General features: G+C 51.7%; 1 protein-coding gene and 1 pseudogene. Both read left to right on the top strand.

Translation table 11 applies throughout. The features are described from left to right. Nucleotides 1-237, top strand: a pseudogene (locus A6E06_RS20095) (VCBS domain-containing protein); the annotation flags it as partial. A 15-nt stretch (nt 238-252) separates the two neighbouring features. Beyond that, on the top strand, nt 253-578 hold a 326-nt coding region (locus A6E06_RS20090; protein ID WP_255312054.1), incomplete at its 3' end, for a VCBS domain-containing protein.

Genomic DNA, 578 nt, shown 5'->3' with positions numbered 1-578 from the left:
GTGGCTGAAGCGACAGGCCAATTGGATGCGGCGGATGCCGATGTTACCGATACACACACGTGGTCAGTAACGGATGGTGCAGGTGTCTTTGGCTCATTGGCCGTGGATGCAACCGGCAAATGGACCTACACGCTAGACAATACACTGGCGGGAACGCAAGCCATTTCCAATGGTGAAGTCAAAACTGAAACCTTTGACATCGTTGCGGATGATGGCAACGGTGGAACCGTAACACATACCGTCACCGTTGAAGTGACGGGCACCAACGATCTCCCTGACATCACCGATACATCAGTGATCGCAGGGGCGGTTGAGCACAGAGCAACAGAAAGTGCGACCGGCGATTTAGTCCTTGAAGATGTCGATACACTAGACACGCATACGTGGACAGTTGACGCGAACACCAATGATGACTTGGGTACGTTTAGCGTTGACGCGAATGGTAAGTGGACATTCGATCTAAACACCGCGTCAGCGGGTGTTATCGCGTTAGGCGTGGGTGAAACCCTTGATATCGTGTACGTGGTTCAAGTAGAAGACAATCACGGCGGAATAGACACACAAGAAGTCACCATTAC

Origin of the sequence: Aliivibrio sp. 1S175 (assembly GCF_001690985.1) — a bacterium.
In the GTDB taxonomy this organism is placed as follows: domain Bacteria; phylum Pseudomonadota; class Gammaproteobacteria; order Enterobacterales; family Vibrionaceae; genus Aliivibrio.
Note: the sequence above shows the minus strand (reverse complement) of the source record. Positions and strands in the feature narration are given on the sequence as shown.